Source organism: Aquirufa esocilacus (assembly GCF_042715595.1).
Taxonomy (GTDB): Bacteria; Bacteroidota; Bacteroidia; order Cytophagales; family Spirosomataceae; genus Aquirufa; species Aquirufa esocilacus.
Map to the genome: position 1 here is coordinate 359,761 of NZ_JBBKXX010000002.1, position 26,513 is coordinate 386,273.

General features: G+C 42.8%; 31 protein-coding genes. 12 read left to right on the plus strand and 19 right to left on the minus strand.

The annotated features are described in order from the left end of the window. Together SKC37_RS07050 and SKC37_RS07055 are read left to right on the plus strand one after the other, a co-directional pair. Window positions 1–1,098: an ABC transporter permease gene (locus SKC37_RS07050; RefSeq protein ID WP_377980798.1), complete on the plus strand. Its 1,098-nt coding sequence runs from the start codon at window positions 1–3 to the stop codon at window positions 1,096–1,098. A gap of 1 nt (window position 1,099) precedes the next feature. After that, complete coding sequence (locus SKC37_RS07055) at window positions 1,100–2,209, plus strand: ABC transporter permease (protein ID WP_377980799.1); 1,110 nt, start codon at window positions 1,100–1,102, stop codon at window positions 2,207–2,209. Window positions 2,210–2,213: 4 nt separating this feature from the next. Here the strand turns inward: SKC37_RS07055 and SKC37_RS07060 are convergent, their stop codons facing one another. Both SKC37_RS07060 and SKC37_RS07065 read right to left on the minus strand, forming a co-directional pair. After that, window positions 2,214–2,702 carry a 2TM domain-containing protein gene (locus SKC37_RS07060; RefSeq protein WP_377980800.1) on the minus strand — a complete coding sequence of 163 codons (489 nt, stop codon included), beginning with the start codon at window positions 2,700–2,702 and terminating at the stop codon, window positions 2,214–2,216. A gap of 59 nt (window positions 2,703–2,761) precedes the next feature. After that, entirely contained in the window at window positions 2,762–3,409 is a 648-nt protein-coding gene (locus SKC37_RS07065; RefSeq protein WP_377980801.1) for a DUF1801 domain-containing protein, read from the minus strand. A gap of 53 nt (window positions 3,410–3,462) precedes the next feature. Between SKC37_RS07065 and SKC37_RS07070 the strand changes: the two genes are divergently transcribed. From SKC37_RS07070 to SKC37_RS07080, 3 genes are all read left to right on the plus strand, one after another. After that, window positions 3,463–5,460, plus strand: a complete 1,998-nt coding sequence (locus tag SKC37_RS07070) for a glycoside hydrolase family 3 protein (protein WP_377980802.1) — start codon at window positions 3,463–3,465, stop codon at window positions 5,458–5,460. A 117-nt stretch (window positions 5,461–5,577) separates the two neighbouring features. Beyond that, a complete protein-coding gene (locus tag SKC37_RS07075; protein ID WP_377980803.1) occupies window positions 5,578–5,727 on the plus strand; it encodes a hypothetical protein in 150 nt (49 codons plus the stop codon). An 8-nt stretch (window positions 5,728–5,735) separates the two neighbouring features. After that, a complete protein-coding gene (locus SKC37_RS07080) occupies window positions 5,736–6,224 on the plus strand; it encodes a DUF4442 domain-containing protein (protein ID WP_377980804.1) in 489 nt (162 codons plus the stop codon). On the opposite strand, the gene SKC37_RS07085 is transcribed toward SKC37_RS07080, so the two are convergent. After that, on the minus strand, window positions 6,219–6,851 hold the full coding sequence (locus SKC37_RS07085) for a hypothetical protein (RefSeq protein ID WP_377980805.1): 633 nt from the start codon (window positions 6,849–6,851) through the stop codon (window positions 6,219–6,221). The genes SKC37_RS07080 and SKC37_RS07085 overlap by 6 nt on opposite strands. 85 nt (window positions 6,852–6,936) lie before the next feature. Between SKC37_RS07085 and SKC37_RS07090 the strand changes: the two genes are divergently transcribed. Continuing rightward, complete coding sequence (locus tag SKC37_RS07090) at window positions 6,937–8,400, plus strand: cryptochrome/deoxyribodipyrimidine photo-lyase family protein (RefSeq protein WP_377980806.1); 1,464 nt, start codon at window positions 6,937–6,939, stop codon at window positions 8,398–8,400. After that, window positions 8,397–9,836, plus strand: coding sequence for a cryptochrome/photolyase family protein (locus SKC37_RS07095; RefSeq protein ID WP_377980807.1), 1,440 nt, complete (start codon window positions 8,397–8,399; stop codon window positions 9,834–9,836). Before SKC37_RS07090 ends, SKC37_RS07095 begins: the two co-directional genes overlap by 4 nt. On the opposite strand, the gene SKC37_RS07100 is transcribed toward SKC37_RS07095, so the two are convergent. Genes SKC37_RS07100 through SKC37_RS07130 form a run of 7 tightly spaced genes read right to left on the minus strand, consistent with a single transcriptional unit; the run spans window position 9,816 to window position 13,478 of the window. After that, a complete protein-coding gene (locus SKC37_RS07100; RefSeq protein WP_377980808.1) occupies window positions 9,816–10,892 on the minus strand; it encodes an FAD-binding domain-containing protein in 1,077 nt (358 codons plus the stop codon). The two genes, SKC37_RS07095 and SKC37_RS07100, sit on opposite strands and share 21 nt — an antisense overlap. After that, window positions 10,892–11,185, minus strand: coding sequence for a TIGR03643 family protein (locus tag SKC37_RS07105; protein ID WP_377980809.1), 294 nt, complete (start codon window positions 11,183–11,185; stop codon window positions 10,892–10,894). The genes SKC37_RS07100 and SKC37_RS07105 overlap by 1 nt, the downstream gene beginning before the upstream one ends. Beyond that, on the minus strand, window positions 11,160–11,297 hold the full coding sequence (locus SKC37_RS07110) for a DUF2256 domain-containing protein (RefSeq protein ID WP_377980810.1): 138 nt from the start codon (window positions 11,295–11,297) through the stop codon (window positions 11,160–11,162). The genes SKC37_RS07105 and SKC37_RS07110 overlap by 26 nt, the downstream gene beginning before the upstream one ends. A 54-nt stretch (window positions 11,298–11,351) precedes the next feature. Then, window positions 11,352–11,867, minus strand: a complete 516-nt coding sequence (locus SKC37_RS07115; protein ID WP_377980811.1) for a DinB family protein — start codon at window positions 11,865–11,867, stop codon at window positions 11,352–11,354. Window positions 11,868–11,872: 5 nt separating this feature from the next. Next, window positions 11,873–12,034, minus strand: a complete 162-nt coding sequence (locus SKC37_RS07120) for a hypothetical protein (protein ID WP_377980812.1) — start codon at window positions 12,032–12,034, stop codon at window positions 11,873–11,875. A 2-nt stretch (window positions 12,035–12,036) separates the two neighbouring features. Further along, window positions 12,037–12,822: a PhzF family phenazine biosynthesis protein gene (locus SKC37_RS07125; RefSeq protein ID WP_377980813.1), complete on the minus strand. Its 786-nt coding sequence runs from the start codon at window positions 12,820–12,822 to the stop codon at window positions 12,037–12,039. Continuing rightward, complete coding sequence (locus SKC37_RS07130; protein WP_130922368.1) at window positions 12,822–13,478, minus strand: DUF4386 domain-containing protein; 657 nt, start codon at window positions 13,476–13,478, stop codon at window positions 12,822–12,824. The genes SKC37_RS07125 and SKC37_RS07130 overlap by 1 nt, the downstream gene beginning before the upstream one ends. Window positions 13,479–13,629: 151 nt before the next feature. On the opposite strand from SKC37_RS07130, the gene SKC37_RS07135 reads away from it, so the two are divergent. Together SKC37_RS07135 and SKC37_RS07140 are read left to right on the plus strand one after the other, a co-directional pair. Beyond that, on the plus strand, window positions 13,630–14,712 hold the full coding sequence (locus tag SKC37_RS07135) for a Fic family protein (protein ID WP_377980814.1): 1,083 nt from the start codon (window positions 13,630–13,632) through the stop codon (window positions 14,710–14,712). Then, the gene (locus SKC37_RS07140; RefSeq protein ID WP_377980815.1) at window positions 14,705–14,872 is read left to right on the plus strand and encodes a hypothetical protein; all 168 of its coding nucleotides are present in this window, start codon (window positions 14,705–14,707) and stop codon (window positions 14,870–14,872) included. The genes SKC37_RS07135 and SKC37_RS07140 overlap by 8 nt, the downstream gene beginning before the upstream one ends. 10 nt (window positions 14,873–14,882) lie before the next feature. Here SKC37_RS07140 and SKC37_RS07145 read toward each other — a convergent pair whose 3' ends face one another. From SKC37_RS07145 to SKC37_RS07160, 4 genes are read right to left on the minus strand one after another with little or no spacing between them, the layout of a single operon-like run. After that, on the minus strand, window positions 14,883–16,226 hold the full coding sequence (locus SKC37_RS07145; RefSeq protein ID WP_377980816.1) for a dihydroorotase: 1,344 nt from the start codon (window positions 16,224–16,226) through the stop codon (window positions 14,883–14,885). After that, window positions 16,223–17,173 (minus strand): L-threonylcarbamoyladenylate synthase, encoded by a 951-nt coding sequence (locus tag SKC37_RS07150; RefSeq protein ID WP_377980817.1) that lies wholly within the window; start codon window positions 17,171–17,173, stop codon window positions 16,223–16,225. Before SKC37_RS07150 ends, SKC37_RS07145 begins: the two co-directional genes overlap by 4 nt. A gap of 7 nt (window positions 17,174–17,180) precedes the next feature. Further along, window positions 17,181–18,023 (minus strand): DUF6671 family protein, encoded by an 843-nt coding sequence (locus SKC37_RS07155; RefSeq protein WP_377980818.1) that lies wholly within the window; start codon window positions 18,021–18,023, stop codon window positions 17,181–17,183. Then, window positions 18,016–18,981 (minus strand): sodium-dependent bicarbonate transport family permease, encoded by a 966-nt coding sequence (locus SKC37_RS07160; RefSeq protein ID WP_377980819.1) that lies wholly within the window; start codon window positions 18,979–18,981, stop codon window positions 18,016–18,018. Before SKC37_RS07160 ends, SKC37_RS07155 begins: the two co-directional genes overlap by 8 nt. Window positions 18,982–19,097: 116 nt before the next feature. On the opposite strand from SKC37_RS07160, the gene SKC37_RS07165 reads away from it, so the two are divergent. Continuing rightward, entirely contained in the window at window positions 19,098–20,009 is a 912-nt protein-coding gene (locus tag SKC37_RS07165) for a LysR family transcriptional regulator (RefSeq protein WP_130895686.1), read from the plus strand. Window positions 20,010–20,163: 154 nt separating this feature from the next. Here SKC37_RS07165 and SKC37_RS07170 read toward each other — a convergent pair whose 3' ends face one another. Continuing rightward, window positions 20,164–21,066, minus strand: a complete 903-nt coding sequence (locus SKC37_RS07170; RefSeq protein ID WP_377980820.1) for a CorA family divalent cation transporter — start codon at window positions 21,064–21,066, stop codon at window positions 20,164–20,166. 206 nt (window positions 21,067–21,272) lie between these two features. Between SKC37_RS07170 and SKC37_RS07175 the strand changes: the two genes are divergently transcribed. Then, entirely contained in the window at window positions 21,273–21,788 is a 516-nt protein-coding gene (locus SKC37_RS07175) for a hypothetical protein (RefSeq protein WP_377980821.1), read from the plus strand. Between the two features lie 3 nt (window positions 21,789–21,791). Here the strand turns inward: SKC37_RS07175 and SKC37_RS07180 are convergent, their stop codons facing one another. From SKC37_RS07180 to SKC37_RS07195, 4 genes are read right to left on the minus strand one after another with little or no spacing between them, the layout of a single operon-like run. Continuing rightward, window positions 21,792–24,032, minus strand: a complete 2,241-nt coding sequence (locus tag SKC37_RS07180) for a xanthine dehydrogenase family protein molybdopterin-binding subunit (RefSeq protein ID WP_377980822.1) — start codon at window positions 24,030–24,032, stop codon at window positions 21,792–21,794. A 1-nt stretch (window position 24,033) separates the two neighbouring features. Next, a complete protein-coding gene (locus SKC37_RS07185; protein WP_276528112.1) occupies window positions 24,034–24,489 on the minus strand; it encodes a (2Fe-2S)-binding protein in 456 nt (151 codons plus the stop codon). Between the two features lie 45 nt (window positions 24,490–24,534). After that, window positions 24,535–24,984 (minus strand): nuclear transport factor 2 family protein, encoded by a 450-nt coding sequence (locus tag SKC37_RS07190; RefSeq protein ID WP_377980823.1) that lies wholly within the window; start codon window positions 24,982–24,984, stop codon window positions 24,535–24,537. A gap of 5 nt (window positions 24,985–24,989) precedes the next feature. Next, complete coding sequence (locus SKC37_RS07195; RefSeq protein ID WP_377980824.1) at window positions 24,990–25,439, minus strand: nuclear transport factor 2 family protein; 450 nt, start codon at window positions 25,437–25,439, stop codon at window positions 24,990–24,992. A gap of 150 nt (window positions 25,440–25,589) precedes the next feature. Between SKC37_RS07195 and SKC37_RS07200 the strand changes: the two genes are divergently transcribed. Continuing rightward, a complete protein-coding gene (locus SKC37_RS07200) occupies window positions 25,590–26,501 on the plus strand; it encodes a helix-turn-helix domain-containing protein (RefSeq protein WP_377980825.1) in 912 nt (303 codons plus the stop codon). The last annotated feature ends 12 nt before the right edge of the window (window positions 26,502–26,513 follow it).

Below are 26,513 nucleotides of genomic sequence, written 5' to 3' on the forward strand. Positions count from 1 at the left end.
ATGAAAAAATTCTATGCCTTCGTTCAAAAAGAGTTCTATCATATTTTCCGCGATACGCGGACAATGATGATTCTTTTCGCATTACCCATCGCGCTGGTAGTCATTTTCGGCTATGCGCTAAATAACGACTTTAAAAATATCCCTATCGGAATCTTAAATCAATCGAAAGGTCAAACATCGGAAAAACTGATTCATCGAATCATTGGTTCCGGTTATTTCGTAGTAGAACAAACTTTAGAAAAACCTCAAGACATCCCCAAGGCATTTAAATCAGGCAAAGTCAAACTTGTTATCTTTTTCCCCACGAACTTTCAGCAAGAATTATATCATGCAAAAAAAGCTCAAGTACAATTAATTGCAGATGCAAGCGATATTAATACAGCGATCAATACTACCAGTTATGTATCGGGAATCATAGGGGATTTTAATACTGAAAATGGGCGCGAAAACAGCGTGGGGATCCAGCTAAGCACGCGGATGATATTTAATCAACGATTACTCTCTGTTTACTTATTTATTCCTGGGGTAATCGCCTTGATTCTTTTGATTATTTCAGCCTTATTAACCTCCGTAACCCTAGCACGAGAAAAAGAAACTGGGACCTTAGAGTTACTATCCATCTCTCCAATTAGTCCCTACATGATCATCATTGGAAAAGTAATACCTTATTTGATCCTTTCCCTCCTAAACAGTTTTCTAATCATCCTATTGGGAATCTTTGTATTCGGATTACCCATGGTAGGATCTGTAGCTTTATTAATTTTAGCCTGTCTTGTCTATACCGTAGCCTCCTTATCACTTGGAATTCTTATATCCACTCGCGTAGAAACACAACAAGCAGCGATGTTTGCGAGCTTAGTGTCGCTCATGATGCCCACCATGCTTCTTTCTGGCTTCATTTTTCCCATTGAAAGTTTACCATTGCCCTTACAACTCATTTCTAATATCATCCCAGCTACTCACTTTATCATTTTGATTAAAAGCATCATGATCAAAGGAGCAGGAATAACACTTATTTGGAAACCATTTTCCATCTTAATCGCAATGACCGCGGTCTTTATTTTAGTGAGTATTCAAAGCCTGAAACGAAACAAATAATATGCGCAACATTCTCATTCTTGTCCGAAAGGAATTTTTACAAATCTTTAGAAATAGGCAATTACTGCCATTCATGACCGTGTTGCCCGTAGTCCAGGTGATCTTGCTCACGTTTGCAGCAAATTATGAAATCAAAAATTTGCGATTGGGAATTTGGGATTTAGACAAGAGTACAAGCTCTTCCCAACTCATTCATAAATTTACGGGAGCTAATTTCTTTCAAAAAACAGACTTGATTAACAATCAAAAAAAGGCGGATGACCTCCTCATGCGAGATGCCATTGATCTTGTTTTAGTCATTCCAAAAGACTTTGAAAAAAACATCAAAATACAAAACTCTCCTCCCGCAGTTCAATTTCAAATTAACGCATTAAATAATTCAAAAGCGGGAATTGTTCAAAATTACGCTAGTGCAATAACTCAGGATTTCATGAGTGACGTGCGAGGTAATTCAAATACCTCCGCAAGCCCTAAAATTATACCCGTAACGAATTTCTGGTACAACCCTACCTTAAATTATAAAACCATTATGCTTCCGGGTATCGTTGCTGAAGTAATGACCTTAATCATTATCTTAATTTGTGCCTTGAATGTAGTGCGAGAAAGAGAAATTGGAACCATTGAACAACTGAATGTAACCCCCTTAAAGAAATACGAATTTATCCTTGGGAAATTAATCCCCTTTTGGTTTATCGGACATTTTATTTTTTGGGCTGGTATTGCCCTAGGCCGACTGATCTTTCATATCCCAATGGTGGGAAGCTTAGGTTTACTTGAACTATTCTTAGCTGTATTTCTTTTTGTCCCGCTTGGCATTGGTTTGTTCATTTCAACCGCAGTCGAAACTCAACAACAGGCTTTATTTACCTCATTCTTTTTTATCATCCTGTTTATTCTGATGTGTGGATTATTCACGCCCGTAGAAACCATGCCGGATTGGGCTCAATGGGTAAACGAATTGAATCCCCTGAAATATTTTGTTGAAGTGAATCGGCTCATACTCCTCAAAGGAAGCGGAATCGCGGAAATTTATCCCTTCATCCTAAAAATGTTCGTCTATGGAATAGGAATAAACGCTTTAGCGATATGGCGATTTAAGAAGACGAGTTAAGCGATTATTGGTTATTCTTCAACTTTTCGTATTCCCGTTGTTCTAAAGATCCGACTTGAATTACATACGCTTTCAGGTATTGAATCGCTAGACCTATACCCCAGCCTAACATAGGCCAGATAGGCCATGGTATGCGATTAATATCTTTATCTTGTGAGGTTAAAAACCAAATAACCCACAGAAAAGGGATGACGATAGAATAAGAACCAAGGCTCCTTTTGAATTTGGCACGGCTTCTCGCAATCGCCCATAATTGTTGGTCTGTACTTTCCATAATATTTCGTGTTTCGGTTTCGAAATCCGGAGCATACAACAAAGTCAAATTCGTCCCCAAAACATCGCCGATCGCATTCATCGAATACAAACTAGGCTTGCCCTCGTTGCGCTCCATGCGTTGAACGGTGCGCAGGGCGATCCCTGATTTTTCAGAAAGCTCGATTTGCGTAAAGCCCTTCGAGGTACGGATTTCTTTTAATTGTTCTCCAAAATTCATGGGGCAAATTTGAGATTAAAATCTGGTGCAAAAAACGTCATGCATACGACTTGTAAACGTCATCTTTTAAAATGCTCGATGGCTCTATGCGATCCATCGCAACTCGGCTTTCGCTTCGTTAGGCCGCAAATGCAGTCCGTTATTCCAATCCCTTTTAAGATGTACTTCTCGTTTTTCTCAATGCGCGAAGTACGCGTTTCAGATTGTTTTCCGTCTGTGAAAAAACGAAGGTAAGCGCGCTGGCGGCCCGGGGTGAGTTTATCGAAAGCTATTTTTAAAGCAGGTTTTTTATCAAAAATTGCCTTTAATTCTTCTGGATGAGGGATTTCGGTGGACTTTTCCATTTTCAGACCCAGTTTCTCTACCTCGATGGCTTCTAGGATGTAGGCTTTGATGAGATCTTCTTTGGCCAAAATCTGTTCCACCGAACTGAACTTCATCCAGCGACCTAACTGCGTATGTTCGCCGGGTTTAATTAACATGCTTTCCTCATCCTGCAATAACGCACCGTTGAAAAAATTCAAAGCACAATGGTCTTTCAGACTAGAGATCGCAATGATATTTTTCGTGCCCACCATGTACACGGGTGTCCGCCACTTATAGGTTTCTACCATCAAACAGTCAAGCAAAATGCGGCGCAAAAAGGCCATCTCCGCTGACCACTTGTCGGCACTTTGTATGAATTGGTCTACATTCGGATCTTTCATGTGATTAGAAATGGCTACAGATTTGCTTTCCTATACAAAGAAAGAAAAAACCTATGAAATCTCGTGTGCTTATTGCCTTGCTTTTTGCTTCTAGTTCATTACTAGCACAAACGCAACCCGTCATTGTCGCTATGAAAACGCCTACATTGCGCGTGGGAAAATTATCCTTTAAAGACTTAAACAAGAATAATAAACTGGACAAATACGAAGACTGGCGCTTGCCTGTGGACGTGCGTGTGAAGGATTTAGTATCCCAAATGACCGTCGAGGAAAAACTCGGTTTCATGCTCATCAGCACGACGCGTATGGGCGGGGACCAAGTTTTCGCGAATGGAGTACAGGGAGGTGGTCCGAGAACGCCGATCACCGAAGGATTTAATGAAGAGGATTTAGTACAAAATACGAATATGTTTACCCGCAAGCCTTTAGGCGCCCCTAACATGTCTGCGGCAGGAACCACAAAAGGAGTGACTCAATACCACTTGCGCCATTTCATTTTACGTGCGAATGCGTCGCCAGAAATCATGGCCAAATGGTCCAATAACTTACAAGAACTTTGCGAATCAACGCGTCTAGGTATTCCGGCGATTGTCGCTTCGAATCCCCGTAACCACGTGACGACGGATGCTTCCGTAGGTTTAAGCGTGGGTGTTACCGCATTCTCTAAATGGCCAGGCGAACTAGGTTTAGCGGCGATGCGCGACTTTGAACTAACTCGTAAGTTTGCGGAAACGGCTTCAGCAGAATGGCGTTCGGTAGGTCTTCGTAAAGGTTATATGTATATGGCAGATTTAGCGACTGAACCGCGTTGGGGTCGCGTTGAGGGTACTTTTGGGGAAGATGCAGATCTAGCGTCGAAGATGATTACTGAGATCGTCTTAGGCTTCCAAGGAACTAAGCTTTCCAACACCTCTGTCGCGATGACTACGAAACACTTCCCAGGCGGTGGCCCGCAAGTGGACGGACAAGATTCACACTTTGACTGGGGCAAGTTTGCGCATTACCCTGGGGGTATGTTCGATTACCACGTAAAGCCATTTAAGGCAGCGATTGCTGCCGGAACTTCCGCTATTATGCCCTATTATTCTGCTCCAAAAGGAAAGGAATTCGAGGAGGTGGGATTCTCCTATAACAAAGCGATGATCGGTGATTTATTGCAGGACAAATTAGGCTTCCACGGGATCATCAACTCGGATACAGGCCCTATCGAAATGATGCCTTGGGGTGTGGAAAATATCAGCATTCCTGAGCGCTATAAAAAAGCCTTGAACGCAGGAGTGGATATCTTCTCTGGGGCGGCAGATCCTACGACTTTGATCGAAGTGGTGAAGAGTGGATTGGTTTCAGAGGAGCGCATTAATCAATCGGTGGCGAAATTATTACAAGAGAAATTCGATTTAGGTCTTTTCGAGAATCCGTATGTGAATGTGGAGGACGCTGTGAAGACAGTAGGCAATAAAGAAGCGGTGGCGGCAGCCGATTTAGCTTTGCGCAAATCGATTGTCTTATTACGCAACGACGACAAGCGTTTGCCTTTAGCTAAGAAAACCAAAGTGTACTTCGAGACGTATTTCCAATCAGGCCGCAACGCCGGAGGAGAAGCGATTAAGGTTTCGAAACCCAATTATCCTGGTCTAGAATTCGTGTCCACGAAAGAAGAGGCGGATGTCGTATTGTTGTGGCTAGTTCCTACTTCAGGGGGATTATTCAGCTCGCAGGGTTCAAAAATCGATTTGAATCTGTCTAAGAATCGCATCGATGTGAATGAAGTATTGAATGCCAAACCGACGATTGTAGCGATTAATTACACGAACCCTTGGGTGATTGAAGAGATTGATAAAGGGAAAGCGACTTCCATTATTGCGACTTTTGGAACTACCCAAGAAGCGCTTCTTGATATCGTGACAGGAGCCTATAAACCTACGGGAAAGATGCCATTTACGACTCCTGCGAATCAGGCGGCAGTAGAGGCGAATAAATCAGACGTTCCAGGGTATATGGAAGGTCCAGGTTATGGCTTGTTTGCGTTTGGGCATGGATTGAGTTATTAGAATATCAGTTTATTTGTTTTGTTTGTATTGGTTAACTAGGTAATTTATAGAGCATTAAGCATCCATAGTAAGTGGATGTTTAATTTTCTTACCTTTGTAGAACCAATAAAATGAAAGATGAAATACAATATATCCTTTCAGGAAAGAGCCAAGTTAAGCATTGCCATCTTATCCAAACAACCTGTAGTTACCTTAAAAGAAGCCAAGGAGCAGGCTCAGTGGCTGAATAGTACAAGCAAAACAAACAACAAGAAAGAGAGAGTTTAATTCAATTAATGAACCCACATTTCCCCGCTTTCAAGCGGATCATCACGAATCCGGTATTATTCAAATTTTTTGTTTTCCAAAAACTGTCAGCGGCCTTTTGGGCGGGACTATCCATGGCTCATTTCGATGAAGAATCGTGTGGTGTTCGCGTGAAACTTTCGTGGTTTAATCAGAATCCATTTCGCTCCATGTATTTCGCGGTAGAGGCGATGGCGGCGGAGATGAGTTGTGGAATGCTGGCTTTTGGACAGGTGTATAAGCGCCAGCCGGCGGTGAGTATGTTAGTCGAAAAGCTCGAAGCGAAGTTCGTTAAGAAAGCGACGGGGGTGATTATTTTTACCTGCGCAGATGGGCTTGCTTTCCAACAAGCGGTCAATGATGCGCTTGAAAATAAAGAGGGCTCGAAGCTCCTCTCTACTTCCATTGGGAAAAATCAGGCAGGTGAAGTCGTGGCTGAATTCCACTTCACTTGGACCTTTAAAGCGAAAAAATTATAGATTGTACTTCAAGCCGACCGTTGCAATAACTTGACCATCTGTGAGGGTATAATTGCCAAAAGCTTTGGCCTGAAAATGGGAATTGATATCATACGATATCGTCTCTGCTACACCCGTTAAATCTCCCACCGTTAGGTAATATCCCTGAGTTAAAAATCCCCAGTTTTTATGGCGGTAATTCGTATTTCCAGAGACTAGCGTCACTTTAAAATCAGTATTCCGAGCGTTTCCATTTAATATAAAGGACCCTAGGGTCAATTTTTCAGAAATGGGATAAGACATAGTCAATTCCCGTCCGAAGAAACTCGTCACCTCATATTCCTCCGTCATTTGAAAAGCGGGAATATGAATCCCAGCAGTGGCTTTAAATTTCTTATCGATAAACCGGTAGCGTGTAAATAAGGCCACCGTAGTAGGTGTCATACTCTTCATACGCATCATGTACATCAATGAGCCTGTTAAACGTTTCTTAGGATTCGTCCCAGCATTGATGATGATATTAGGTTCTTTCGAAGTGAAGGCAGGGATAAAAGAGAAGCCTCCGGTGCTCATTTCGATGCTTCCTGTTTGGGCATTCAGGGTGCTGGTCGCGAAGATGATAAAGCAAAGTGTTATAAATTGTTTCATTTTGATACATTAAGGTTAAAAACCGGTGCAAAGGTACGCTTTTTCTTTCTGAAAACATCCTATGGGTTTTTTCAGTTAGTATTTAATGGCCAAAACCCCTATCAACATCGTCTGGTTCAAACGTGATCTCCGCTTTACGGACCACGAGCCTTTGTACCGGGCTTTGGATTCTGATATACCGGTTTTATTGGTTTATTTTTTCGAGCCATCCCTGATCGCTTTTCCAGACAGTGATGTCCGCCATTGGCGATTTATTCATGAATCTTTAGTCGAGATGCAGGGGAGATTAGAGGACCGAAGCGGGGTTCTTTACCTCTTTCATACCGAGGTTTTGCCGGTGTTTCAGGCGCTATCTGAGCAATATGAAATTCGCCAAATTTTCTCCCATCAGGAGATTGGAAATGATTTGAGTTTTCAACGGGACAAAGCGGTGTCGACTTTTTGCTCGAGTGCCGGAATTACCTGGAACGAAACGCCCACGGGCGGTGTGATTCGCCGTTTGAAATCGCGTAAAACATGGCAACAACGTTGGGAAGAGACGATGCGTCACGAACCCTATTTAGTACGTGAGGATAATTGGAATTTGGTGCGCTTGTCGAATGAATTTTATGATGCTTTTAAAGGGCCAGAACTTCCACTTACATTTAAAACCCGGAATCCTATCTTCCAAGAAGGCGGCGAATACTGGGGCTGGAAATACCTGAAAAGTTTCATCGAATCAAGGCACAGAGACTACAGCTTTTCCATCAGTAAACCGGAGGCAAGTAGACGCGGATGCAGCCGGATTTCTCCCTATTTAGCTTACGGAAATATCAGCATGCGGATGGCTTATACGTTCACCATGCAGCATTATAAGACCGCTGTGAATAAACGAGCCCTCTCTAATTTCACCTCCAGATTACATTGGCAAGGGCATTTCATGCAGAAGTTTGAGGATGAATCGAGAATGGAATTTGAACCTGTAAATAAGGCCTATAAAGCGCTCGAGAAAGACCGCGATGAGTTCTTGATTCAGGCGTGGCAAAACGGCCAAACCGGAGTTCCTCTCATCGATGCGTGTATGCGCTGCGTGGTGGCAACAGGTTATTTAAACTTCCGAATGCGGGCAATGGTCGTATCGTTTTTTGTGTTTAATCTATGGCAGGATTGGCGGGATTTAGCGCATTTTCTAGCACGACAATTTCTCGATTACGAGCCTGGCATTCACTACCCTCAAATCCAAATGCAAGCGGGTGTGACCGGAATTAATACTATCCGCATTTATAACCCGATTAAGAATTCTTACGCCCATGATCCAGATGGAATTTTCATTAAAAAATGGGTGCCGGAACTAGCATCGATTCCGTCTACCTTGATTCACGAACCTTGGAAATTAAGTGACATGGAACAAACTTTGTACGGGGTCAAAATCGGAGTGGATTATCCCGCTCCGGTCGTGGATTTAAGTGCGACAAGAAAGATGGCGTCGGATCAAGTTTGGGCGATGCGGAAAACGAAAAAAGCCCGGCAAGAGGGGGCGCGAATCCTTCAAAAACACGTGAATAAATGAGCGCATTTCTAATTTTTCCGCATCAATTGTTTGAAGAGACACTCGCTCAAGAAGCGGCTATTTTCTATGTCGTTGAATCTGAATTGTTCTTCAAACAATACGCCTTCCACAAACAGAAAATACTCTTCCACCGGGCGAGCATGCGCGCCTTTGCGGACAGACTTCGCGCGGCTGGAAAAACGGTGGAATACATCGAAGCGCAAGATCCGCGTGCATCGGAAGTCGCGCTGGTTTCTTCTATCGATGGCGCGATAAGCTTGTTCGATCCGAATGATTATTTACTAGAACGCAGACTTCGCAGTGCAAGAGAAATCCAAGTTTTAGCAAGCCCGAATTTCCTCAATACGGATACCGCACTGCTGGGTACGCGCAAGCCCTATTTTCAGACAGCTTTCTATACCCAGCAGCGTAAAGACCGCGGAATTCTACTCGAAGACGACGGGAAACCAATGGGCGGTCAATGGACTTTTGATGCGGATAACCGCAAGAAAATACCGAAGAATACCTTTATCCCGGCACCTTTCCCAGAGACGGTTCCGAATGAGTATATCCTAGAGGCCATCGAGTATGTTACTAGGCATTTTCCGAATAATCCAGGTTCTTCCGATCGCCCCTTTTCGGGAGCATATTACCCAGTGACACAGGCTGAGGCGCAAGCCGCACTGGACCAATTTATTCAGGAACGGATTCCGCTTTTTGGGGATTATGAAGATGCGATTAAGGCGCAAGAAAAGACCTTGTTTCACAGCATTTTAAGTCCACTTATTAATGTGGGATTATTGAATCCGGCACAGGTAATCGATCGCGTTGCGGCCTCCGCTGCGCCCTTGAATAGCGTGGAGGGCTTCATTCGCCAGGTCGTAGGTTGGCGGGAATTTGTGCAATTACTGTATCGCAAAATCGGTGTTCAACAGCGTACGGCGAATTATTGGGGATTTACCAAAGAGATGCCAGCGGCCTTTTACGACGGTACGACAGGTGTGGAACCCATCGACCAAACAATTCGCAAGCTCTTAAAAACGGGCTATAACCACCATATCGAAAGATTGATGGTGCTGGGAAATTTTATGTTATTGTGCGAAATCAAACCGGATGCGGTTTATCGCTGGTTCATGGAAATGTACATCGATGCGTACGATTGGGTGATGGTGCCTAATATCTATGGGATGTCACAATTCAGCGATGGAGGTTTAATGACCACGAAACCCTATATCTGCGGTTCGAATTATATCCTGAAAATGAGTGATTATCCGAAGGGCGAATGGCAGGAGATTTGGGATGGTTTGTTTTGGCGATTCTTAGATAAACAACGCGAAACGTTCCGCAAAAATCCGCGCTGGGCGATGCTGATCAGTACTTGGGACAAGATGCCTTTGGAAAAAAGAGAAGCGAATCTTTCGCGCGCGGAAACTTTCTTAGCTCAGTTGTCTGCTTAATTTATTCCAATAAGAAAAAAAGCTATTGAACTCCCCTTGCAGGCCTGGAGCTAAACTCGGATGCGCTTCGCGAGTACCCTGAAAATGAACATTGATGGGATGATCACGGAAAATCCCTTTTAAATTAAGGTCTGCATATTCCCCATAAAAAATTTGAATTCCGGGTATGTTTTCTGCTAGCGATAAAATGAACTCCATCGTCTTAGGTGACATCGGATGCTTCGCAAAATGACTCGGTTCTAAGACCAAAATCCGGTTACCGGCTTCCCCCTCGTGGAACGTGGGATCTAATGTGTAATGGGTGTAGATGAAAGTGGGAATATCTGCTTCTAATTCAAGCGGAAGCGTCTTAGGCGGGGTAAACGGAAGTGAAGCCTCTACCGATCTACATAGATGATCCGGGACAGGTTGCGAGGGTAAGTCCTCGTAGTCAAAATCCAAGAAAGTCCCTCTTTGATGACTCCCAGTGTATCGATTGATATTCTCTTGATTCGCGTAATACAACTTGTTACTGAAAGTCCCGGCGCACCATTGCCAACTCAGCGCATTACTCGCTAAATCGCCGTCCAACAAATGGTAATACAGCCATTGGGCAGGTTCTAACCAGTGGTATTTAGCCACGTTACAAATCGTCGAGGCCAGGTACATTCGGAGGTGATTGTGGAGATATCCCGTGTCTGGGAAGTTCTTTAATGCCCCATCTAAAGCTTGAATTCCGGTCGAAGATTCTAGCACCCCGCGAGGAATTCCAAAGCGTTCAATCCCCTCCTGCGGATGGCGAATGTCTTCGAAAATAGCATCGCCCTTTTGAAACCAGGTGCGCGTATAAAACTCCCGCCAGGCTAATTCTTGGATGAATTTTTCCGCTTGTTCTAAACCGATTCCACGATCCTTTAATCGTTTGACGACTTGGGGAACCGTGATAAAACCGCGGGATAAATAGGGGGATAAATAGGAGACTCCACCGGTAATAAAGTTCCGGCTTCGTGCATACTTTTCTGGATCGAATTGATCGATGCGGTCGTAAACGGCGGCGAGGTTCGTAGGGAAATTCACTAGCGTTTGCTGATTTTATTCATGCTGATGCTGCGTTGCAGCGTGCACTTGAAGCGTGGATCTACCGCAACGCGCTTTTGCAGGTGTTTCGTGCCGCGGCCAGTCATTCGTTTTCGCCACATACGGAAACTCGACTCTTTGCTATTCAGGCGCATGAATTCGATGACTTCTTTTTCCTTTAAGCCAAACTGAAATTCGATCGCCTCAAATGGCGTGCGATCTTCCCAGGCCATTTGGATAATACGGTCAATATCTTCGTCCGAAAACTTATTTGCTACGTCTACACTTTTCACCACAGTAGATGATTTGGTCCCAATTCTTCTCCCACTTCTTACGCCAGGCGAAAGGGCGTTGACATACGGGACAGGTTTTGGAGGGTAAATGTTGTTTTTTAACGCCTTGCATAAAAAAGGGCTTGCCTATAAAAGACAAACCCTTTTCTGAATAGAATGTTTCAGACTAGAACAACTTCTCTGCTGGAGGCGTTGCTCCTGCCATACGAATATAGACCGTTGTTTGACCGCGGTGATGCGTTTGGTGTTCGAAAGCCTTATCAATAACTTGACCGCGCGTTACATCGAAACGATTGAATAACTTAATCATCTCCGCCCATTTCGCATCCGGGTAATTTTTAATGGCATTGATCGCAAAATCATACGACGCTAATACTTTTTCCGTTACGCTTACTTTCGCTACGTCATTCGATTTTTCCAAATCTTTAACCGTCGGCGCAACTTCCGTAGCAGTTCCTACGATACCATAATTAGCGTCAGCGATGTGAAGCATTTGACCTGCAAACGAACGCATTTCTTTAGTCGGCTTTAACGCATACCCTGTTTCAGGCATTGCATCTAAATATTCCTTTGTGTAAGCACGCGCGCGCTCCCAGTCTTTTAATAGATTCTCTTTAGGTGTTTGAGCTGTTAAGCTAGTTGCCATCGCTAAAACGGCGAAAAAGGTAAATAATTTTTTCATGATCATTATAATTTATAGGGATTGTTTACTCGTTTATTAACTGTTTTTACCAAATTACTTTTGAATGGACTTTTAGGAATTACATTCGCTTTATGCGGTAAATCTGAAACAGATTTTTGTTGTTTCCCCAGCATTCCGCCTGCCTTAGCTAGTTTACTGTTTTTCATCTTTATACGTTAATCTCTCCTCGCAAATATAACACCGCTTCTCCAGCTATCTCTACTCGATCCCCGAGAAGTTTGCACGTTAAATCCCCCGTTCTTAAAGATAATTGACGAGCCGTTAATTCCGTTTTGCCTAAAACCGAAGCCCAATATGGTATCAACGTCGTGTGTGCAGAACCCGTCACCGGATCTTCATTCACCCCACAAGCTGGACCAAAAAAGCGCGACACGAAATCGGTCTTTTCGCCCGGAGCTGTTACGATAATCCCGCGAACAGGATGCGCTTTTAATGCTTCGAAATCGGGTTGCAAAGCCAAGATTTCTGCTTCCGAATTGTAGACAAATAAGTAGTCCGTTTTGCCTTTATAAACGGCGCGAGGCGCCTGTGATAATCCAATGGCAACCGCAGGCTTTAAGGGTAATTCCGATAAGGCATCCACCGGAAAATTCAAGGCTAAAATGGAGCCATTCTTTGTCACGGATAAAGGACCGCTTCGATGAGAAATGAAGTTGATTTGGTCACTTACAAAACCCAATTCATTGAACAAAACATACGCGCTCGCTAAAGTCGCATGCCCACACAAATCCACTTCGACGGTGGGCGTAAACCAGCGAATTTCGTATTCATTACCTGCGGCTACAACGAAAGCAGTTTCTGCTAAATTATTCTCCGCAGCGATGTTTTGCATCACGACATCCGGAAGCCACGAATCTAAGGGGCAAACAGCAGCAGGATTGCCTTTAAAGCGTTCGTTCGTAAAGGCGTCGACTTGATAAATAGGAATTTTCATTAACCTAAAATTACGGCATTTTCTTTAAATCCTTTAAACGTCAAATAAATCCCCAGCGAAAATTCCCACAGCGCAATTGGGACCGCTGATAAGCCGGCGATAGGTGCTCGCTGATCATACACACCATACAAAACGGCTACATCACCGGCTACTAAAGTAAAGGCGCCGATGATCCCAATAATGGGTAAAATGCGAGGGACTAAACGAGTTTGGTACAAGAGTGATCCTAACAATAGCCCATTAATGGCCGGGATGAAACTTTGGCTAATCAAAAACAAACGATCATACAACATCACTAACCCTCGGGAAACCACCTGTGCTTCTGCACCTAGAGAGCGCAAATTCAAGACCGTTAATAGGCTCGCAACTCCCGCAAAAATCAGCGCCGCTTCTAAAATCCGCGCCGCCACAAAACCCAAAGCGAGCATTTCATTTTGCTTCTTTAGGACCGGATAAAACGCCAAAGCCGTACCGATACAGGCCAAAGCCATCACCAATTCTAACATCCCTCCGAGCACAACATCATTCGATGGAGCTGAGCCTAAAACAAAATTCGGTTGGTGAATTTCGTGATAAAGCGACAAAGTCGGGATGGAAATAAAAGTGAGCAGGTAAAGAATACCGGCGGTCAAAGAAGTTTTGCGCGATGCTGTCATAGTCTGCAAGTACGACAATTTAAACATCTTTAGATCCGCCCATTATATAAACGGCAATTGAGTGCAGCAGATATATACCAAAATGTTGATTATTTGGGTTATAATTAATCAAAACAACCCAAATAATTAAATTTTTGGGTTATATTTCGAAATGGAAACGACAAAAATCCCTTTACTGCCTTTGCATCAGGATATTGAAACCAAGGCTGTTTTGCGTAAATCGGCATTAGCACATCAAGCTTTGGCAGAGTTTAAAGGGGTCATCAGTAGCCTTCCAAATGAACGTATTCTTTTAGAAACGTTAGCACTTAGAGAGGCGAGGGAAAGTTCCGCGATCGAAAATATCATCAGCACATTTGATGAAATCTACCGAAGTAATTTTCAAAACCAGCAGTTTGCAAGCCCTGCAGCTAAAGAAGTTCATCAGTATGCGAAAGCATTAATTGAGGGCTTTGACCTTGTTAAAACAAATGGATTACTTACCAATAATACAATCCTGCAAATCCAAGAAGTCGTTGAACAAAACAAGGCCGGTTTTAGAAAGCTTCCTGGCACAAAATTATTAAATGATCAAACGGGAGAGGTTATTTATACACCCCCACAAGACTACGATACCATCCTTAACTTGATGCAAAACCTGGAATCCTTTATCAATGATGATTCGATGATGGACCTTGACCCATTAATAAAGATGGCTATCATTCATTATCAATTCGAAAGTATTCACCCCTTTTATGATGGTAACGGCAGAACTGGACGAATTATTAATGTATTGTATTTGGTCCAAAAAGGACTCTTAACTTTGCCTATTCTTTATCTAAGCAGCTACATCATCACCCATAAAAACGACTATTATCGATTACTTCAAGAAATCCGTGTAAAAGAGTCGTGGGAGGCATGGATGTTATTTATCCTAGATGGAGTGGAAAAAACGGCTAAAGAAGGGATTGTATTAATTCAAGCGCTCCGATTATTAATGCAAGAACAAAAAAGCCAGATTAGAGCATTAGCACCTAAACTATATAGCCAAGACCTACTAAATAGTCTTTTCAAATACCCATATACCAAAATAGAATACCTACAGAAAGATTTAAGTGTTAGTAGAAATACTGCCATTCGCTATTTGGAAGATATGGTTGACGCCAATATCTTGGTAAAACATAAAATAGGTAGGGAAAATTATTATGAACACGTGAAATTATTTAAACTATTAAGTGGTCAAAAAAATGCCTAATCTAAGCCTACAAATCCTTCCGGCTACTTTAGAAGACCTCGCTGCCTTACAAGCCATCGGTCGAAAGACCTTTAAGGAGGCTTTTGCCGCTAACAATTCTGAGGAGAATTTGGCGAACATATTTTTCAACTCGGAGATGACGCACAAAGGGATGTATTGATGAAAAAACGTTACCTGATCTTTTCGAAGAATAAGCGGGAACCTTTGGCATCCGACATAAACGCATCCTCCTGAAATACGAGATTTCCATTTACAAACGTACGTTTTACTTTAGCAGAAAGTCGCTCCCCCACTACCGGTGCCCATCCACACCTATAGAAAAGAGATGTTGTGGTAACATGCCACGGGGAATTGGGCTGCATTTCCACTAGATCTGCATAGTAGCCTTCGCGTAGATACCCTCTGTCCTTCAAACGGTAGATATCCGCCACCCGATGACTGGTTTTTTCGACAATTTGTTCGACGGAAATTTCCCCCCGAGAAGCTAATTCAAACAGGAGCGGCAAGGTATGCTGTACGATGGGCGCACCCGATTTTACTTGTTCGTAGGTTCCTTGTTTTTCTTCCATACTGTGAGGCGCGTGGTCTGAGGCGATAATATCGATCCGCCCTTCTTTCAATGCCTGGATTAACGTTACCCGATCAAATTCCGTCTTGATGGAGGGATTCCATTTAATATCGCCCCCTCTTTTTTCATAGTCTTTTTCCGTAAACCACAGGTGATGAATACAGGCTTCTGCTGTTACTCGTTTGTTTCTATAATCGGTAGAGGCGGGGAAAAGCATCGCTTCTTCGCCAGTGGAAATGTGGAAAAAATGGAGCCTGTTTTGGTAGTTAGATTGTATGTCCAAAACCCGTTTGGTAGCTGTCACGCAGGCCTCCGTACTTCGAATTTTGGCATGTAAAGCAAAGGAAATTTGGCCTTTCGTTTCGGTAAAATACCGCTCGTAATTTTGATCAATAATGGATTCGTCCTCGCTATGTAAGGCAACCAAGGTTTCTGCACGCGAGAATAATTTTTCCAAATATTCCGGATTATTCGCTAGAATTTGTTGCTCATTAAAATACAACCCATCATCCGTAATTCCACAGACGCTCTCGTTATCTACCCGCAAGGCCTCCTCTAAATTGCCAGCGGTTACCCCCATAAAAAAGGAATAATTCGCGAGCGATTGTTGCGCCGCTGCTTGGTATTTTTGCTCTAATAAATCGCGGTTCAACGTATTAGGAACGGTGTTAGGCATATCCATAAAGGAGGTCACGCCACCTGCAACTGCCGCTCTAGATTCTGACGTTAAATTGCCTTTATACGTTAATCCCGGATCTCTAAAATGCACCTGATCATCAATCATTCCGGGGATCAAATAATTCCCATTGATGTCGAAAACATCCGCATTGGGGTCAGAAATATGGGTGGCTATTTTTTCAATTCGACCGTGATGAATCAACACGTCCGAAAAAAAGGAGGTGCCTTCATTGACGATTTTAGCGTTTACAAATACTTGTTTTTTCATTTCGCGGCGGCTCTTTCAAATCGGTCATTAATGGTACGTCCCAAATTATAATTAGGCAGACGCTCTACAATAATTAATTCAACCCCTGATTTTTCTAATTGATGCAAAGCGTCATACATGTTTGCGCCCGCCTCTTTAAAATTTCCACTAGGAGATAGAATGTGATTGATAGCGACTTTGGGACTATCAATTTTCACTTCTTTAAACCATAAAATAGCCACTTTCTTTTGCTGAACGGCACTCAGCATAAACAACGGTTCATAGCTGATAATTAATTCACATAAGGGCGAATAATGCTTCTTGCTTCTGCCGGGTGCGAGGTGCAAGGACTCAGAGGATGTTCTGTCCAAAATACGTCCGACTACCTCCTCAATTTGCTCTATGGAAATAGCGCCATGCCGCAGTAAAACGACCTCATCTCCATCAAAAGAGAGAATGGTCGACTCTACTCCTGCCTCGCAATTACCGCCTTCTAAGATAGAAATTTGGGGGAAATAATCCTCCACATGCGCAGCGCAGGTAGGACTAATTCGGTTATAGGGATTTGCGCTGGGAGCTGCTAAAGGGAAGTCCAACGATTCCAGTAAATGTAAAATAACGGAGTGGTTAGGCATTCGTATTGCTACCGTTGATTGTTGAGCAGTTATCGCGTCAGAAATCAAATCGCTTTTAGGCAAGATTAAGGTTAAAGAACCTGGCCAAAAACGCTCCGCCAATAGGGTTGCTTTGGGAGGGAAATACGAGACCAAGGTGCGCGCTTGATCCATCGATTTGACGTGGACAATCAAAGGGTTCGTGTTAGGCCTTCCTTTGGTACTAAAAATCTTCGCAATCGCTTGCTCATCGTAAATGTTAGCCGCTAAACCATAGACGGTTTCCGTAGGAATTCCGACCACTTCACCCTTTTCTAACTGGTCTTTAACAAGCGAAATATCAGACGTAATCATAGTCAACTTAGGGGTTACAAAAATCACAAAACATGGGGTCCTCCATCATTTTCGAATCTGGAAAATCAATACAATTCGTGTAGTGGCATCCTTCACAACTATAAATAAGCGATTTAATCGATTTCGTAGGTAAGGAACAACAAGAACACAACAGGCCACGAATGATATCGGTGGGACTAAATCCCGGTCTTTGGCAACTAGGACAACAGCTCTTCATTTTCTCCACTAATTTTCCCGCCAGCTTCTGAATAACAGCCATTCGAGTCGGATTATTCATCGCCCGCATATCGGTTTCTAGGGTATAGGTTCCAAAGCGATTAACAGCCTCCTGAATCGCTTGGTTTAATCGATCTTCTAATCTAATTCCTTTTGCCATGTAAGCCTCTGGGGATTTCACATGTAAGCCGTGACTGGGGAATTTTACCTGCAGTAAAAAAACAATTAAATCCTCCTCTGACCCCATCTCAAATGAAGCATAATTCGTTTGCAGGCTGGTGTGCTTTACCACAATCTCAAGCTCCCTTTTTCGGTCCAACAGTAGCAGAATTTCTTCATCCGCAGGCAGAAAATACAGCGTAGAATGTGGGCCAAAAGATCCTTCAGAACCAATGGCAAAATCGGCATCACATTCCGCTAAAGCTAAAATGCATTTTTGCCTAGCCACCTCGACTGGTGTTAATACACGCTCCACTTCTCCTGTGAATGTGCCCAATAGATCCGTATCTACTTTCTCTGTAACGACATATTCCATCCCAAATGCCTCTTGTAATGCCGGGCCTATTACTTGTTCCTTTTGGTGTTTTGTCGCAATGACAACCTGACGTCCGCTGAAATACTGTTCGCTAGCCATGGATAATTTGCATATATAATGGCAAACCAATCGTGACATTGAGTGGGAATGTGACGCCCAGAGCCATCGGAATATAGATCCCCGGATCCGCTTTAGGTGCCACCAAGCGCATCGCTGCAGGGACTGCAATGTAGGAAGCGCTGGCTGCTAAAATGGAAAATATCAGTCTATTCCCTACATTATCTGTAATGAATTGGGAAATAAAGGCGACACAAACTCCATTAAAAAGTGGCACTAGCAAGGCAAAAAGCAGTAAAAACGAACCTTGTTTTTTGAATGCCTTAAACCTGCTAGCCGCCACCATCCCCATGTCTAATAAAAAGATGGCTAAAAAGCCCTTGAAAATGTCTGAAGTAAAATGCTTAATTCCAATAGATTGAGAGGAATCGGACACAAAACCGATTAATAAACTTCCAAAAATCATCAGTACACTTCCATTGGTCAGTGAATGTTTCATAGCTCCCTTCCACTGCACGGGGGCATTCTCTTTTTTATCTGGGAATAGATTCATTAAAATAACCCCCATAATAATGGCCGGAAACTCCATGGATGCCATGACGGCGACCATTTCCCCTCCCACCTTTAGGTCATTCATTTCTAAAAAAGCGACCGCAGAAACAAACGTAACTGCGCTGACAGAGCCATAAGAGGCCGCGATAGCTCCCGCGTCAGAGGAATTTAATTTAATTCGTAAAATGAAATAGGAGTAGAGCGGAATAATCAGCGCTAATAACATACCAAATAAGAGACTCACGATGACTTCTGTCGTTATCCCGGTAACGGCTAATTCGCTTCCCCCATTGAACCCAATGGAAAACAATAAATACAAAGAGATAAAGTTTTTTGATGCCGCCGGAACCTCTAAATCACTCTTAACATATTTTGCAAAAACCCCTAAAATGAAAAACAATAAGGTGGGATTCGTCAGATTAAAGGAAAGTAGTTCAAAGTTGATCATATTTAATTGCCTTGTGTAAAAGGCGGAGGGCATGCTGCTTGATTCTACCACAAAGTAAATCACTAAATATTGATAATTTTTATTTAAGTTTATAATGCAATACATAATGACACGTTATGAACTATACCCTAAATCAACTACAGATTTTCTTGAAGGTGGTACAAACCAACAGTATCACAAAGGCTGCTGAAGAACTAAACCTTACACAGCCCGCAGTTTCCATTCAGATCAAAAACCTACAAGCGCAGTTCGACATTCCTCTGATCGAGATCATCGGGAAGAAAATTTACATCACGGATTTTGGAAAAGAAATTGCGGAATCTGCTAAAAGCATCTTGGACCAGGTCTATGCCATTAATTACAAAACGATGGCGTTCAAAGACCAGCTGGTGGGTCGTCTAAAAATTTCCATTGTATCCACAGGCAAATATGTTTTACCCTATTTTCTGAGCGATTTCCTGCGTACGAATCCCGGCGTGGAAATAAGTATTGACGTAACTAACCGAGAAAAAGTACTCGAAAGTCAACTCGAAAACGAAGTAGATTTTAGCCTCGTTTCAGATGCTTTAGACAACCCCACCTTTGACTCCATCGACCTACTTTCAAACGATTTATACCTCATTGGTAACAGTGAAACGGCTAAGATGAAGCCCACCTTTAATTACCAAGATTTCAAAAATGAACTTCCCCTCATCTTCCGTGAATATGGGTCAGGCACGCGAAAAATAATGGAAAGTTATTTTAAAAAACAGGGGGTAGATGGCTTGAAAAAAATTGAATTAATGTCAAATGAAGCCGTTAAACAGGCTGTCATTGCAGGTTTAGGCTATTCCATCATGCCCATTATAGGCATTAAAAATGAAGTCAAAGCAGGGACTTTAAAAATTATCGAGCGAGAGGGTTTGCCCATCTCCACGAAATGGAAATTAATTTGGCACAAAGACAAAAGTTTGTCCCCCGTTTCCAAAGCGTTCTTAACTTATGTAGGCGAAAATAAAGACCAGATCAAGCAGAAATACTTTCAATAAAAAAGCCAAGCAAAGGATGCCTGGCTTTTATAGATTATTTTTTCATTAATTAAACTAACACAAATGAATTGAGTCAGAGTCGTTTGCGAACAAATCTAGGCAAGCGTAATGAATAATAAAATTTAAACTATTTTATAAAAACCATAAACAGAACTTATAACCACTTCTTCCGCCTAAACCACACATAAATCGAAGCACTCAGCAGCAACATAAATCCGATTAAAGCTGGATAACCCCAACGTTCTCTTAGTTCCGGCATATAGTCAAAATTCATCCCATAAATCCCCACCACAAACGTTAGGGGCATAAAAAATACAGAGAAAATCGTCAAGACCTTAATCACTTCATTGGTCTTCTGCGCCGAAATCGACAAGTAAAAATTCACCAAATTGGATACATCTTCATGAATCTGGTCGTAGATGTTCATCAACTTTAAATGCAAATCGCGTGTGTCTTGCAAGACATCTGACTCTGAATCTGACAACTTAATGGAACTCACCGCCTCTTGACTAAACAGTAATAGCTTTTTACTCATCAGCGATTTGCGTTTGATTTGGTATAATTCCGATAGCATTTGAGGTGTCAAATTCTGCGAAAATACCTTGCTTTCAAAGTCATCGAGTTCATTCGACAAGCGCACCGCCGGTGTTTCATAGGAATGTAAAATATGCCAAAGCATTTTGGCCACAATGGATTCCACGACACGCAATTGCCCGGTATCAAAAAAACGCGTCCGTACATCTTCAATAAAATCATGCGGAATGCGATGTATCGAAATCAACAATCCCGGTCGATAAAAAAAGGCAATTTTAGTTGAAATAGATTGAATCGAAACGGATTGTCCTACCCGAATTGGAATGAGCACGCGCGTTATAATGAAATGCGTTCCTTCTATATCCTCGTGTTTAGGAAGGTGGTCTGGTTGTAAACAGGCCGATAAAGCATACGCATTTAAGCCATATTGCTGACTGAGATCAGATAATTCGGTTGCAGAAGGAGCGGTCACATCGATCCAAGTCAATTGTAATTCTTTGTTCTCAAAAATTGCTATAGCCATGTGTACATTTAATCAGCTCGATAAATTGAATTTAGTAACTTGCTATTCAAATCTAAACATTTATGCGCGTTCTTACTTATTTATCGGCACTAATTCTACTCGCTAGCTGTGGTGTCATTCGAAATACACCCAAATTCGGTTTACAAGATGGTGTGTATGAATTGAACAAATAACCGGTTTTCATCGAAAATCTGGAAGATACGCTCTTGATTTCAACGACAAAGGGCGCCTTCATTCAAGCATTGCCTACCATTATTTCTAAAAATCAAAACTTAATCACCTTTCAAAAATCTACTTTCGATGTAGATGTACTTGCCATTCCAGTCAAATTCCGCGCTTCTCAGTCGGCGATACCTACCCAACTAACGAGTGAAATAAATGGGGCCTTGTATGTGGGGAAAAGAAAAGATTATTTTCAAATAAGCTACCATAAAACCCCCACAAATCGCTTTAAACGTACACTTGACCATTATGGATTTTCCGTTGGGGGGTTTGTAGGATTAGGCAATTCTTTAGTTAATTCAGATTTGAGTCAAGGAAAGATTGTCAACGAATACCAAGGCATCACTATTTCAAAAGGCATCGCAGGTATTATTGCCATCAATAATTTCACATTAGGCGTCGCCTATGGTTTTGACCAACTACTCGACTCCAATGCCTCAAACTGGATTTATAACCAAAAGTCATGGGTTGGTTTGGCGTTAGGTCTAAATCTGAACTAGGTATCATCCTTTCAATTGGGGTTGAAAAGGCTGTTGGTAAAAACGTTTCCCCGTCGCCTTATAAAGCGCATTCGCCATCGCAGCAAAAATAGGCGGGAACGGCGGCTCGCCTAATCCAGTCGGATCGATTTCATTCTTCACAAAATGCACATCGATTTTCTTCGGTGCTTCGTTGTGACGAATCATGCGGTAGGTATCAAAATTGCGTTGATCGGTGCGACCGTCCGTTAAAGTTAACTGTCCAAACAAAGCATTTCCAATCCCGTCGATTGCCGCACCTTCGGCCATGTTTTTCGCCCCTTCCGGATTCACGACCACGCCACAATCTAGGGCAGTAGTTACTTGGTCCACCGTCACTTGATCGCCTTTCACCTGTAAATCAATGACCTGTGCCGCATAGGAATTGTGGCAGAAATACGCCGAAACCCCGCGCTTTTTACCTGCGTTTTCCGGTTTTCCCCAGCCTGATTTCTCGCGCACTAATTCCAACACGCCTATGTAGCGGCTCGCGTCGTAATCGTTGGTTTTGCCTACCGGGTTATCTTTGGCCCGCTGCAATAATTCCAAACGGAACGCAATCGGATCCTTGCCCATGTACTCTGAAATCTCATCCAAGAATGACTGCTCCGCCGCCGCGTTAAAATTCGAACGAGGGGCACGGAAAGCGCCGATCGTAATGTTCGATGGAATCACAAAACTCTCCGCTAAGTAATTGTCAATTGAACCTGCCGGGAAACGATTCGCATGTAAAGGGGATTCAGGAACGCCTCCACCTTTCGCATGAAAAGCAATCAGCTTTTTATTTTCATCGAAAGCTGCGCGGTAGGTCAACTGGTAGGACGGACGGTAAATACCCGCACTCACATCATCCTCCCGCGAGTAAATTAATTTAACGGGTGCATTCGCTTGCTTAGAAATCAAGGCCGCCTCGATCATGTAGTGACCATACGCACGACGACCAAAACCGCCGCCCATCCGTACTAATTCAATCGATATATTTTCCTTCGGAATGCCTAAACGAGCCACGATAGAGGGCATAATCCAATCTGGGATTTGGATAGGTGCAACAAACCGAACTTTATCGCCCACATAATGTGCAAACGTGTTCGTAGGTTCCATGATATTATGTGGCAAAAACGGTGCGGTATAAGTTCGCTCAATCACGTGTTTCGCCTCCGCAAAAGCCTTTTCTGGATCCCCGTCTTTTCGCTCGACGACACCCGGCTTTTTGCTCATTTCAAGCATTTGGGCGTAATGTTTCGTCGTGCTTTCAAGTCCAGAGGGAACCGTTGTTTCACGGTTATTCACGCCCATCTCTTTTCTTTCTGGCGCGACTTCCCAAACAGCTTTAATTTTCTTGCGCGCATTCATCACATCCCAGGTGGACTTGCCCACGACGGCAATCACCTCGTTGAACGAACGCGTATCAAAACCCGCAAATTTATGGTCGTCTTTAAACACTTGAATCGGGAAAATATCCACGATTCCCGGCATCTTCTTCGCTGCGGTTGCATCGAACGATTTCAATCGCATACCAAATGCCGGAGGACGTTCCGTCATCGCAATTAACATCCCCTCCTCGCGGTAATCCATCCCGAACAAGGGTTTTCCTTGTGCAATTTTAGGTGCTACTACATTCTTTTGTGGGGTTCCAATTAAGCGGAACGATTGATTTCCTTTCAAGACGATGTCTTTGGGCACCGGCACTTTCGCAGCTGCCGCCGCAAAAGTGCCGTAGGTTTCTGACTTCCCACTGAACGCGTGCGTGATCATTCCATTCGCCGTGGTCAATTCCGAAACAGGTAAATTCCAAGCCTGGCTGGCCGCCGTCAAAATCATCTGACGCGCTGCAGAACCCACAGTCCGCAATTGCTTCCAAGCCATGCGAATACCTTGGCTACCTCCGGTAAACTGACGCGGAAAAGCTTTGGGGTCGTAATTTCCTTGTTCCACCTCCACTTGCTTCCAATCCACATCTAATTCCTCCGCGATTAACATCGGTAAAGAGGTCATTACGTTTTGGCCAAACTCTGGATTAGGAGAGAATATTTTGATCGAATTATCTGACGCAATTTTGATGAAACTGGTCACCTCTTGCCAGACCGGTTCGATATTTAATTCTGCTAGACTGTCTTCCGGCTTCGCACTTGCGAACCAAGAAATACCCAGCATCATGCCTCCACCAGAGAGCGATGAAACTTTCAAGAACGAGCGTCTGCTATAATTTGAGTCTGTCTTTTTCATCTTATTTCGAAGCGGCTAGTTGAATGGCTTTTTTGATACGCGTATAGGTTCCACAACGGCAAATGTTGCCGGTCATGAAGTTTTCAATATCTTCTTCGGTGGGATTCGGGTTGTTTTTCAAGAGAGCCGCGGCGCTCATGATTTGGCCGGACTGACAATACCCACATTGTGCGACGTCCACATCCACCCACGCTTTCTGTACCGGATGATCACCCTTCGCTGATAAGCCTTCGATGGTGGTGATTTCTGTTCCTGCCAAAGCCGAAATAGGCAACTGGCACGACCGAACCGCCTCCCCATTTAAATGCACCGTGCAAGCGCCGCAGGAGCCCACGCCACAACCATATTTCGTTCCTTCCATTCCCAGAATGTCACGGAGCACCCACAAAAGGGGCATATTTTCGTCCGCCTCTACCTGGTGGACTTTCTTGTTAATCTTAACGGAATATTTCTTGATCATAGTCGTGGTGATTTAAAAGACTTGTGGTAAAGATATTCAAATTTAATGTTTTATCTGATGCGTATCACGCACGCTACTAAATGTCAATGCGAGCATCTTCCAATCATTCCCTTGTTTTTGGTAGACTTCCGTCACCGTAAACTCCGTAACCGCCACTTGTTCCCGCACGATAGCATCTAATGTAATGCGATTCCAAACGATCGCTGCATTCCCTACGATCTCCACCGCGGTATCTTTCACTGTCGCTTTTTTATACCAAATGCGCCCCGTTTTAATGATGTCCAATTCTTCGTCTTTCTTCCAAGTTCCGCTCATATGAACGAATTTGGCTTTAGCATCTAATAATTTTTCGAGTTTATCGACGTCCTTGTCTGACATCCATTGCCACTTGTCCATCGACAATTGGATCAATTCTTTTTCTGTAGCGGTCTGTGCAAAGGAAGATGAAATAGAAACGAGCAAGATGCTCAATAAGAATACTAGCTTTTTCATGTGATTTATTGTTTTAATTTAACTGGTCGAGATAAATGAGAAAATGTTAATTGAGCCATTTTCCATGTATTATTTTCCAATACATATACTTCAGTTACCATAAATGGATTCGTCACAACGTTTCCCCCTACTTGTGCAACTAAATCGATATCGCTTAATAAAATGGCCGTATTGCCATAGAATTTTACATTGGTAGAATACACTTCCGCTTGTTTATACCAAATAAACCCGGCTTTGATGATATCCACTTCACGCGCTTTCCCCCAGGTTCCTCCCATGTGAACAAACTCGCACTTTTCATCAAACAATGTGGCTAATTTATCGGCATCTTTGTTGGCCATCCACTGCCACTTATCTTTCGATAATTGCTTGATCGTTTCTTCTGAATTCGTTTGTGCGAAAGCATTGGTGAGTGTCAAGAGCACAATGCTCAAGAATAATGCGATTGATTTCATAGATTTATTGTTTAAGCTACAAATTTCAAACTTCCTTCGCACAACCAAGTAGATAAATTCCGGGATTTTCTACCATTTTTACTTATTTAGAATTTAGGCCATTTGCATCTATTCGATAAGTGGTAAATTCGTTTTCAAATCTTACGGCCCATGGAACTGAACTACCCAGTCAATAGTATTGATAAATACAATGCAGATAATAATCATAAAACGTTACATCCGTTAGTATCTGTTGTTGATTTTTCCAAAGCAGACCTGCGTAATTGGGGCAATGCTGATACTATTAGACTTCAATATGGCCTTTATAGCATCTTACTAAAGGATGTAAATTGTGGTGATCTACGTTATGGTAAACATACCTATGACTACCAAGCGGGAACATTAATCTTTTTTGCACCTGGCCAAGTCGTGGAAATCGAGAATACGAAAATTCCTTATCAACCAATGGGCTTCGGTTTAGTTTTTCATCCTGACTTATTAATCGGAACTAGCCTGGCCAAAAGTATTTCACAATTCAAATTCTTCCATTACGAAACTCACGAGGCATTACACTTATCAGACGATGAGCGCCAAATGATGGTCGATTCTTTCGCTAAAATCGCTTATGAACTTAAACAACCCATTGACAAGCATAGCAAGAAATTAATTGTTTCTACCATCGAATTGTTTTTGGGTTATTGCCAAAGGTTCTACGACCGTCAATTCATCACGCGGGAACATGTGAACAAGGGCATTTTAGAACGCTTTGAAACCTTATTAAACAACTATTTTGAATCCGATCAGGCGCAAGTTTACGGCATTCCATCCGTTAGTTATTTCGCGAATGAGCTGCATTTATCGGCCAATTATTTTGGGGATTTAATCAAAAAGGAAACCGGTTTAACCGCGAAGGATTACATCCAAAACAAGACCATCAACGTAGCGAAAAACCGCGTATTCGAAACTGATAAAACGATCAATGAAATTGCATTTGAAATGGGCTTTAAATACCCACAACATTTCACGCGCTTGTTCAAACAACGTGTGGGACAGACGCCTAATGAGTTTAGGTTGTTGAATTAATTCTTATTTTAC

Excerpts from the sequence above, each read along its gene's own strand:
- SKC37_RS07050 (WP_377980798.1), top strand. The coding sequence starts at position 1 with ATGAAAAAATTCTATGCCTTCGTTCAAAAAGAGTTCTATCATATTTTC.
- SKC37_RS07055 (WP_377980799.1), top strand. The coding sequence starts at position 1,100 with ATGCGCAACATTCTCATTCTTGTCCGAAAGGAATTTTTACAAATCTTT.
- SKC37_RS07060 (WP_377980800.1), bottom strand. The coding sequence starts at position 2,702 with ATGAATTTTGGAGAACAATTAAAAGAAATCCGTACCTCGAAGGGCTTT.
- SKC37_RS07065 (WP_377980801.1), bottom strand. The coding sequence starts at position 3,409 with ATGAAAGATCCGAATGTAGACCAATTCATACAAAGTGCCGACAAGTGG.
- SKC37_RS07070 (WP_377980802.1), top strand. The coding sequence starts at position 3,463 with ATGAAATCTCGTGTGCTTATTGCCTTGCTTTTTGCTTCTAGTTCATTA.
- SKC37_RS07075 (WP_377980803.1), top strand. The coding sequence starts at position 5,578 with ATGAAATACAATATATCCTTTCAGGAAAGAGCCAAGTTAAGCATTGCC.
- SKC37_RS07080 (WP_377980804.1), top strand. The coding sequence starts at position 5,736 with ATGAACCCACATTTCCCCGCTTTCAAGCGGATCATCACGAATCCGGTA.
- SKC37_RS07085 (WP_377980805.1), bottom strand. The coding sequence starts at position 6,851 with ATGAAACAATTTATAACACTTTGCTTTATCATCTTCGCGACCAGCACC.
- SKC37_RS07090 (WP_377980806.1), top strand. The coding sequence starts at position 6,937 with ATGGCCAAAACCCCTATCAACATCGTCTGGTTCAAACGTGATCTCCGC.
- SKC37_RS07095 (WP_377980807.1), top strand. The coding sequence starts at position 8,397 with ATGAGCGCATTTCTAATTTTTCCGCATCAATTGTTTGAAGAGACACTC.
- SKC37_RS07110 (WP_377980810.1), bottom strand. The coding sequence starts at position 11,297 with ATGCAAGGCGTTAAAAAACAACATTTACCCTCCAAAACCTGTCCCGTA.
- SKC37_RS07115 (WP_377980811.1), bottom strand. The coding sequence starts at position 11,867 with ATGAAAAAATTATTTACCTTTTTCGCCGTTTTAGCGATGGCAACTAGC.
- SKC37_RS07120 (WP_377980812.1), bottom strand. The coding sequence starts at position 12,034 with ATGAAAAACAGTAAACTAGCTAAGGCAGGCGGAATGCTGGGGAAACAA.
- SKC37_RS07125 (WP_377980813.1), bottom strand. The coding sequence starts at position 12,822 with ATGAAAATTCCTATTTATCAAGTCGACGCCTTTACGAACGAACGCTTT.
- SKC37_RS07130 (WP_130922368.1), bottom strand. The coding sequence starts at position 13,478 with ATGACAGCATCGCGCAAAACTTCTTTGACCGCCGGTATTCTTTACCTG.
- SKC37_RS07135 (WP_377980814.1), top strand. The coding sequence starts at position 13,630 with ATGGAAACGACAAAAATCCCTTTACTGCCTTTGCATCAGGATATTGAA.
- SKC37_RS07140 (WP_377980815.1), top strand. The coding sequence starts at position 14,705 with ATGCCTAATCTAAGCCTACAAATCCTTCCGGCTACTTTAGAAGACCTC.
- SKC37_RS07145 (WP_377980816.1), bottom strand. The coding sequence starts at position 16,226 with ATGAAAAAACAAGTATTTGTAAACGCTAAAATCGTCAATGAAGGCACC.
- SKC37_RS07150 (WP_377980817.1), bottom strand. The coding sequence starts at position 17,173 with ATGATTACGTCTGATATTTCGCTTGTTAAAGACCAGTTAGAAAAGGGT.
- SKC37_RS07155 (WP_377980818.1), bottom strand. The coding sequence starts at position 18,023 with ATGGCTAGCGAACAGTATTTCAGCGGACGTCAGGTTGTCATTGCGACA.
- SKC37_RS07160 (WP_377980819.1), bottom strand. The coding sequence starts at position 18,981 with ATGATCAACTTTGAACTACTTTCCTTTAATCTGACGAATCCCACCTTA.
- SKC37_RS07165 (WP_130895686.1), top strand. The coding sequence starts at position 19,098 with ATGAACTATACCCTAAATCAACTACAGATTTTCTTGAAGGTGGTACAA.
- SKC37_RS07170 (WP_377980820.1), bottom strand. The coding sequence starts at position 21,066 with ATGGCTATAGCAATTTTTGAGAACAAAGAATTACAATTGACTTGGATC.
- SKC37_RS07180 (WP_377980822.1), bottom strand. The coding sequence starts at position 24,032 with ATGAAAAAGACAGACTCAAATTATAGCAGACGCTCGTTCTTGAAAGTT.
- SKC37_RS07190 (WP_377980823.1), bottom strand. The coding sequence starts at position 24,984 with ATGAAAAAGCTAGTATTCTTATTGAGCATCTTGCTCGTTTCTATTTCA.
- SKC37_RS07195 (WP_377980824.1), bottom strand. The coding sequence starts at position 25,439 with ATGAAATCAATCGCATTATTCTTGAGCATTGTGCTCTTGACACTCACC.
- SKC37_RS07200 (WP_377980825.1), top strand. The coding sequence starts at position 25,590 with ATGGAACTGAACTACCCAGTCAATAGTATTGATAAATACAATGCAGAT.